Raw genomic sequence first — 8,357 nt, 5'->3', positions numbered from 1 at the left:
CCATGAGTGAAACAAGCTCGTCCGCTGCCCGACGAACGTCATCATTGATGACGGTGTGATCGAACTCCGGTTCAGCGGCTAGTTCTACTTTACCGGTTTCCAGTCGTCGCTGCTGTTCCTCGGCCGATTCCGTGCCGCGGCCCACCAGGCGGCGCACCAATTCCTCCCAGCTGGGCGGGGCCAGAAAGACGAACTGGGCATCGGGAACGGCTTGCTTTACTTGGCGGGCGCCCTGCAGGTCGATCTCCAGCAGCACCGAGCGGCCGTCGGCAATCGCCGCGTCCACGGTGCTTTTGAGGGTCCCGTACGTGTTCTGCCCGTGCACCACGGCCCATTCCAACAATTCCCCGGCCGCCACGAGGGCCTCAAACTCATCCTTGGACTTGAAGTAGTAATGCACCCCATCGATCTCACCGGGCCGCGGCGGGCGGGTCGTTGCCGATACTGAAAGCCAGACTTCGGGATAGTTGTCCCGGATATAGGTGGACACGGTGCCTTTGCCAACAGCCGTCGGACCGGCGAGGACTGTCAGTCCCGGTTTCTTGCTCACGTATTCCTTTGGGCGGTGGGGGAAGCTCGGCGGACCAAGCTATTTCTCGTCTATAAAATCTACCAGCGCCCGGCGCTGGTGGATTCCCAGGCCCCGCACTCGGCGTGAGGCGGCGATGCCGAGACGGTCCATGATGGCCGCTGCACGCACCTGGCCTATCCCCGGCAACGCCTCCAGCAGCTCTACCACCCGCATCCGAGCGATCGCCTCATCCGTCTCCCCCGCACTGAGCAGCTCCGCGACCGACAGTTCCCCGGACTTCAGCCGATCCTTGGCCGCCGCCCGGGCCGAGCGCGCCGCGGCGGCCTTGTGCAGGGCATCGGCACGCTCCTGCGGCGTGAGGGGTCGCAAGCTCAATGAGGTCCTCCCTGCGTAGCTGTCCCGAACCTACCCTCTGGAGGCGCAGAAAATCAATGGAACGACGCCGCCGGCAACCCGCCGCGGGCGGAGCGGCCTAGGCCCCGCGAAGTTCATCGAGCGTGCGCTGCGCCGCGGCCCGCAGGTCCGCGGTCTGCGGGCCGGCGCCGAGGATGTCCCGGCTGGAGGTGCCAAGGACCTGGCCGTAGGCGCTGCCGAAGGTGCGCCGCAGGTCGGCCGCCGTGGCGCCCTGCGCGCCGAGCCCCGGCGCGAGGATCGGCCCGCGGACCGCCGCGAGGTCCAGGTTCAGGTCCGTCAGCGCTGAGCCGACGGTCGCGCCGACGACCAGGCCCACGGATCCCAGCTCACCGGCGTACCTGAGGTTCTCGGCGGCCGCGGCCCGGGTAATGCGCCGGGCCACCGAGTCCGCCCCGCCGGCGTGCTGCACGGAGGCGCCCTCGGGGTTGGAGGTCAGGGCCAGGACGAAGACGCCGCGGCCGGTCTGCGCCGCGAGGTCCAGGGCCGGCCGGAGCGATTCGAAGCCGAGGTACGGGCTCAGCGTCACCGAGTCCGCGGCCAGGGCCGACCCGTCGCGCAGCCACGCGTCGGCGTAGGCGGCCATGGTGGAGCCGATGTCCCCGCGTTTGGCGTCGGCGATGCTGAGCACCCCGGCGTCGGCTGACGCGGCCAGGACGCGTTCCAGCACGGCCATGCCGGCCGAGCCGTGGCGTTCGTACAGTGCCACCTGGGGCTTGACCGCGGCAGCGAGCGAAGCGACGGCGTCGAGTACGGTGAGCGAGAAGCGCTCCAGCGCGGCGGCATCGTCGTTCAGGCCCCAGTGCTGCAGCAGCGCCGGGTGCGGGTCAATCCCGACGCAGAGCGGACCGCGCTCCGCCATGGCACGGCCCAGCCGGGAGCCAAAGGACTCCCGGCCGGCCGGTCCGGCACTGCCCGCCTCAGGCATGCTGGGGCACTGCGTCCGCGGCGGCGGTCCTGGCTGCCGCCTGGGAGGCGGCGAGGGCCGCTGCGTGCTCCTGCAGGCTTGTGACGGACCACTCGTAGGTCCGCATCGCCTCGATGGCCTGGACGGCGGCGTTGAACTCGGCCACCGTCGTGATGCACGGGATCCCGATCGACGTCGCGGCGGCGCGGATTTCGTACCCGTCACCGCGGGCTTCGCCGCCGGAAGGGGTGTTGAAGACCATATCGATCTCGCCGGCGATGATCAGGTCCGCGATGGTGCCTTCGCCCTCGGCGCTGGAGCCTTCGGCGACCTTGCGGACCGTCGTGGCCTGCAGTCCGTTGCGGCGCAGCACGTCGGCGGTGCCACCGGTGGAGACGATCTCAAAGCCGAGGTCGGAGAGGCGCTTGACGGCCATCAGGAAGGCGCGCTTGTCCCGGTTGGCAACGGACACGAAGACTTTGCCCTCGGTGGGCAGCGGGTTGTTGGCCGCCGCCTGGCTCTTCGCGAACGCGGTGTCGAAGTGCTTGTCGATGCCCATGACTTCGCCGGTTGAGCGCATTTCCGGGCCCAGCAGGGAGTCCACCACCTTGCCTTCAGGCGTGCGGAAGCGGCTGAACGGCAGGACCGCTTCCTTGACTGCCACCGGGGCATCCATCGGCAGCGTGGAGCCGTCGCCGGACTCCGGCAGCATCTTGTAGGCGCTGCGCAACTGGTGGATGGTGACGCCGGTGCCAATCAGGGCCGCCGCCTTGGCCATCTGCACGCCGGTGGCCTTGGACACGAACGGCACCGTGCGGGAGGCGCGCGGGTTGGCTTCGAGCACGTAGAGCACATCGGAGGCGAGGGCGAACTGGATGTTGATCAGGCCGCGGACCCCGACGCCGTCGGCGATGGCCCGCGTGGCGGTCCGGACCCGGTCGATCACGTTGTTGCCCAGGGTGATCGGCGGCAGCACGCAGGCGGAGTCGCCGGAGTGGATCCCGGCTTCCTCGATATGTTCCATGATGCCGCCAAGGTACAGGTCCTTGCCGTCGTAGAGGGCGTCGACGTCGATCTCCACGGCGTCCTCGAGGAAGCGGTCGATCAATACCGGGTGGTCCGGGGTGATCTCCGTGGCGTTGGCAATGTAGCGCGAGAGGTTCGGCTCGTCGTAGACGATCTCCATGCCGCGGCCGCCCAGGACGTACGAGGGGCGGACCAGGACCGGGTAGCCGATCTCGTCGGCGATCTTCTTGGCGTCCTCGAAGGAGACGGCGGTGCCGTTCTTCGGGGCGACCAGGCCGGCCTTGTCCAGCACCCGGGAGAAGGCGCCGCGGTGCTCGGCCAGGTCGATCGCCTCCGGTGAGGTGCCGAGGATCGGCACGCCGGCGTCGGCGAGCTGCTGCGCAAGCTTGAGCGGGGTCTGGCCGCCGAGCTGGACGAACACGCCCATCACGCCGCCGGTGCGCTCCTCGGCCGCGATGACCTCGAGCACGTCCTCGAGGGTGAGCGGTTCGAAGTACAGCCTGGTGGAGACGTCATAGTCGGTGGAGACGGTTTCCGGGTTGCAGTTGACCATGACGGTCTCGTAGCCGGCCTTGCGCAGCGCCATCGAGGCGTGCACGCAGGAGTAGTCGAATTCGATCCCCTGGCCGATCCGGTTCGGACCGGAGCCGAGGATGATGATGGACGGCTTGGCGTGCAGCGCCACCTCGTCCTCCTGGTCGTAGGAGGAGTAGTGGTACGGCGTGTAGGCCGCGAATTCTGCGGCGCAGGTATCCACGGTCTTGTAGACCGGGCGGATGCCGAGGGCCTGCCGGACGCCGCGGACGACGTCCTCCGAGTGGTGGGTCAGGGCGCCGATCTGCTCGTCGGAGAAACCGTGCCGCTTGGCGCGCTGCAGCATCTCCGTGCTCAGGGCACTGGAACGGCGGATCTCCTGGGAGATCTCGTTCAGCAGCTGCAGCTGGTCCAGGTACCACGGGTCGATCTTGGTGGCCTCAAACAGCTGCTCCACGGTGGCGCCGCCGAGCAGGGCACGCTGGACCTGGTGCAGTCGTTCGGTGGTGGGCCGCTTGGCCTTTTCGATCAGCTCCGGGACTTCCCATTCCGGGACCGGGCCGAAGTCCAGCTGGGAGCCCTTCTGCTCAAGGGAGCGCAGCGCCTTCTGCAGGGCCTCGGTAAAGTTGCGGCCGATCGCCATGGCCTCGCCCACCGACTTCATGGTGGTGGTCAGGGTGGGGTCCGCGGCCGGGAACTTCTCGAAGGCGAAGCGCGGAACCTTGACCACTACGTAGTCGAGGGTCGGTTCGAAGGAGGCCGGCGTCTTCTGCGTGATGTCGTTCGGGATCTCGTCCAGGGTGTAGCCGAGCGAGAGCTTGGTCGCGATCTTGGCGATCGCGAAGCCGGTGGCCTTGGAGGCCAGCGCCGAGGAGCGGGAGACGCGGGGGTTCATCTCGATCACGACGACGCGGCCGGTGTCGGGTTCGACGGCGAACTGGATGTTGCAGCCGCCGGTGTCGACGCCTACTTCGCGGATGACGGCGATCGAGATGTCACGCAGCCGCTGGTATTCACGGTCCGTCAGGGTCAGAGCCGGGGCGACCGTGATCGAGTCGCCGGTGTGCACGCCGACCGGGTCGAAGTTCTCGATCGAACAAACGACAACCACGTTATCGTTTTTGTCCCGCATCATCTCGAGCTCGTATTCCTTCCAGCCGAGGATGCTCTCTTCGAGCAGCACCTCGGTGGTGGGGCTGTACTGCAGGCCCTGGCCGACGATCCGGCGGAGGTCGTTCTCGTCGTAGGCGAGACCGGAGCCGAGGCCGCCCATGGTGAAGGAGGGCCGGACCACCATCGGGTAGCCGAGGTCAACGGCTGCGGTGAGGGCCTCGTCGATGGTGTGGATGATGTGGCTGCGGGCGGATTCGGCGCCGCAGCGTTCCACCACGCCCTTGAACTTCTCCCGGTCCTCGCCGAGTTCGATCGCGGCGATGTTGGCCCCGATGAGCTCCACGTTGTACTTCTCCAGTACGCCGTTCTTGTCCAGCGCGATCGCGGTGTTGAGCGCGGTCTGGCCGCCCAGGGTGGGCAGGAGCGCGTCGGGGCGTTCCTTGGCGATGATCTTCTCGACCACCTCGGGGGTGATCGGTTCGATGTAGGTGGCGTCGGCGAACTCGGGGTCGGTCATGATGGTGGCCGGGTTGGAGTTGACGAGGATCACGCGCAGGCCTTCGTCCTTGAGGACACGCAGTGCCTGGGTGCCGGAGTAGTCGAATTCGGCCGCCTGGCCGATCACGATCGGGCCGGAACCGATGACCAGGACGCTCTTAAGGTCAGTTCTCTTGGGCATTACTTCTTGTCCTCAGTCTTGGTCTCGGTGGCAGTCTTTGAAGAAGCGTCCGCCATCAACTCGATGAAGCGGTCGAAGAGGTACGCGGCGTCGTGCGGGCCGGCGGCGGCTTCCGGGTGGTACTGCACCGAGAAAGCGGGGATGTCCAGGCAGTACAGGCCCTCGACGACGTCGTCGTTGAGGCTGACGTGGCTGACCTCGACGCGGCCGAAGCGCTCCTCCGGCGCCTGCGTGGCGCCCTCAAGCGGGGCGTCGACGGCGAAGCCGTGGTTTTGCGAGGTGATTTCGACCTTGCCGGTGCGGCGGTCCATCACCGGCTGGTTGATCCCGCGGTGGCCGTAACGGAGCTTGTACGTCCCGAAACCCAGGGCCCGGCCCAGGATCTGGTTGCCGAAGCAGATGCCGAAGTAGGGCAGCTTGGCATCCAACACCGAGCGCAGCAGGTTGACCTGGCTATCGGCGGTGGCGGGGTCGCCGGGCCCGTTGGACATGAACACGCCGTCCGGGTTGACAGCCTTGACATCCTCGAGGGTGGCGGTGGCCGGCAGCACGTGGACCCGGACGCCGCGTTCGGCGAAACGGATCGGGGTCATCCGCTTGATGCCAAGATCGATCGCGGCGATGCTGAACCGCGGTTCGCCGTCCCAGCCCCAGTCGCCGGGCTCAACCGTGTACGCCTCATCGACGCTGACTTCCTCGGCGAGCCGGGAGCCTTCCATCGGCGCGCTGGCCAGCACTCTCGCCACGAGTTCCTTGTCCGTGGCGCCGGCGGCCTCGCCGGAGAAGATTCCGGCGCGCATGGTCTTGTGCTCACGCAGGTGACGGGTGATGGCCCGGGTGTCGACACCCTGGATACCCACAATGCCCTGGTCCACGAGTTCCTCGTCGAGGCTGCGTTCGGAGCGCCAGTTGGACGGCCGTCGGGCGGCGTCGCGGACGACGTAGCCGGCTACCCAGATGCGGCGGGATTCGGCGTCGTCCCGGTTCACGCCGGTGTTCCCGATGTGCGGGGCGGTCTGCACCACGAGCTGGCGGGCGTAGGAGGGGTCGGTGATGGTCTCCTGGTAGCCGGTCATGCCGGTCGCGAAAACCGCTTCGCCCAGCGCGGTGCCGGTGGCGCCGTAGCTGGTCCCGCGGAAGATCCGGCCGTCCTCGAGGACGAGCACGGCGGGGGTGGAGGCTGTTGCGGCGTTTGCTGTCACTGTCTTTTCAATCACTGTTTCTTCTGACACGTCTGTTGCAGTCACTTCGTTGGATTCCGTCACGTCTTTACTTTCCACTATCGGCWTCTGMCTGAGGGGCTGCGGAGATCAAATTTTCGAGGGCGGTCAGGAGCGCTGCCTTGTCCTCGGCCCGGCGGGTGCGGAAGCCAGTGTCCAGCTCCCGGCTGCCGAGCATCCAGCTGACCACGAGGAGCCCGTCCTTTTCGACGAACTTTCCGGCCATGCCGCTTTCCTGCCGGACACCGGTCAGCCGGCCGGCCGGGATGAAAACCGGGCCGGCCCCGGAGCGGTCGAAGAGCACACCTTCGGGATGGACGCTGAGCCCGGCGTTGGTGCGCAGGCCCAGCCGGTGGACGGCGATCCGGTCCAGCCAGTCACCGGCGGTGGTCGAGGCGACATACTGGCCGTCGGCACCGGCCAGCGGCGCGCCCAGCTCCGCCGGCACCGCGGGCAGCGGCTCGACGTCGGCCTGGCGGCGCAGACGGTTCCGCCAGCCGATCCCGATCAGGGCCAGCGCGACGACGACCAGGACCAGGGTGAGGATGAGGGAGAGTTCCTTGACCATCAGGGGCGGCCCGCCGCTGCTGTTCCCGTTGCGTTGTCTGCGGTCTCCGGGAGCCACCGGTACGGGCTGTTCAGCTGCCCGTCCAGGACGGTTGGATGACCCTTGAAGAAGGTGGCCACCACCTTGCCCGGGAGTTCCCGGCCGGCAAACGGAGAGTTACGGCCCATGGTTGCCATCTTAGAAGGGTCAACCGTCCAGCGCGCAGCCGGGTTCACGAGTATGACGTTGGCAGGTTCGCCGGGTTCCAGCGGCCGGCCCTGGTCTGCCAGCCGGCCGATCTCGGCCGGCGTGGTGGAAGTCACGCGGGCAAAACCGGCCCAGTCCATCAGCCCGGTGTCGATCATGGTGTGTTGCACCACTGAGAGGGCGGTTTCCAGTCCGGTCATGCCCATTGCCGCCTGAGCCCATTCGCATTCCTTGTGTTCGCTGGGATGCGGGGCGTGGTCGGTGCCGACGACGTCGATAGTGCCGTCCGCCAGCGCGGCACGGAGGGCCTGGACGTCCGTCTCGGTGCGCAGCGGCGGGTTGACCTTGTAGACGGGGTCGTAGCTGCGGACCAGCTCGTCCGTCAGCAAAAGGTGATGCGGGGTGACCTCCGCCGTGACGTTGACGCCGCGCGACTTTGCCCAGCGCACAATCTCCACGGAGCCGGCCGTGGAGACGTGGCAGACGTGCAGCCGCGACCCGACATGCTGGGCGAGCAGCACGTCCCGGGCGATGATGCTTTCCTCGGCGACAGCTGGCCAGCCGGTGAGGCCGAGCACCGCGGAGACGACGCCCTCGTTCATTTGGGCCCCGGCGGTAAGGCGGGGTTCCTGCGCGTGCTGGGCGACCACGCCGTCGAACGCCTTGACGTATTCGAGCGCCCGGCGCATGAGGACCGGGTCGCTGACGCAGACACCGTCGTCGGAGAAGACCCGGACCCGGGCACGGGAGTCAGCCATGGCGCCGAGCTCGGCGAGCTGCTCCCCGGCGAGGCCCACGGTGACCGCACCGACCGGGCGGACATCCACCCAGCCGGCCGCGCGGCCCAGGCTCAGGACCTGCTCGACGACGCCGGCGGTGTCCGCCACCGGGGTGCTGTTGGCCATGGCGTGCACGGCGGTGTAGCCGCCCAAGGCCGCGGCGCGGGTGCCGGTCTCGACCGTTTCGGCGTCCTCGCGGCCGGGTTCGCGCAAGTGGGTATGGATGTCCACCATGCCGGGGAGGGCGACAAGGCCGGCGGCGTCGATCACGGTGGCGCCCGCGGCGTCGAGTCCGGCGCCGCGGGCGGCGATCAGGCCGTCGCGGATCAGCAGGTCTTCAGCGGCGCCGCCGAGGATCGCGGCTCCCCGGATGAGGTAGGTACCGGTGCTGCCGGTCTCCAG

At 68.2% G+C, this 8,357-nt stretch carries 7 protein-coding genes; all 7 read right to left on the bottom strand.

Annotation, left to right across the window (positions count from 1 at the left end; genetic code table 11):
* The coding region (gene gmk, locus AB4Y86_RS06805; RefSeq protein ID WP_441401268.1) for a guanylate kinase at window positions 1-550 on the bottom strand (550 nt) is incomplete at its 3' end.
* Window positions 551-589: 39 nt separating this feature from the next.
* The gene (mihF, locus tag AB4Y86_RS06800) at window positions 590-907 is read right to left on the bottom strand and encodes an integration host factor, actinobacterial type (RefSeq protein ID WP_441401266.1); all 318 of its coding nucleotides are present in this window, start codon (window positions 905-907) and stop codon (window positions 590-592) included.
* 97 nt (window positions 908-1,004) lie between these two features.
* Window positions 1,005-1,871 carry an orotidine-5'-phosphate decarboxylase gene (gene pyrF, locus AB4Y86_RS06795; protein WP_441401264.1) on the bottom strand — a complete coding sequence of 289 codons (867 nt, stop codon included), beginning with the start codon at window positions 1,869-1,871 and terminating at the stop codon, window positions 1,005-1,007.
* On the bottom strand, window positions 1,864-5,202 hold the full coding sequence (gene carB, locus AB4Y86_RS06790; protein WP_441401262.1) for a carbamoyl-phosphate synthase large subunit: 3,339 nt from the start codon (window positions 5,200-5,202) through the stop codon (window positions 1,864-1,866). The genes pyrF and carB overlap by 8 nt, the downstream gene beginning before the upstream one ends.
* A complete protein-coding gene (gene carA / locus AB4Y86_RS06785) occupies window positions 5,202-6,434 on the bottom strand; it encodes a glutamine-hydrolyzing carbamoyl-phosphate synthase small subunit (protein ID WP_441401260.1) in 1,233 nt (410 codons plus the stop codon). The genes carB and carA overlap by 1 nt, the downstream gene beginning before the upstream one ends.
* 37 nt (window positions 6,435-6,471) lie before the next feature.
* The gene (locus tag AB4Y86_RS06780) at window positions 6,472-6,990 is read right to left on the bottom strand and encodes a PH-like domain-containing protein (protein WP_441401258.1); all 519 of its coding nucleotides are present in this window, start codon (window positions 6,988-6,990) and stop codon (window positions 6,472-6,474) included.
* Window positions 6,990-8,357: a dihydroorotase gene (locus tag AB4Y86_RS06775; protein ID WP_441401256.1), complete on the bottom strand. Its 1,368-nt coding sequence runs from the start codon at window positions 8,355-8,357 to the stop codon at window positions 6,990-6,992. Before AB4Y86_RS06775 ends, AB4Y86_RS06780 begins: the two co-directional genes overlap by 1 nt.

Origin of the sequence: Arthrobacter sp. 2YAF22_2, assembly GCF_052114645.1 — a bacterium.
Lineage (GTDB): Bacteria > Actinomycetota > Actinomycetes > Actinomycetales > Micrococcaceae > Arthrobacter.
Note: the sequence above shows the minus strand (reverse complement) of the source record. Positions and strands in the feature narration are given on the sequence as shown.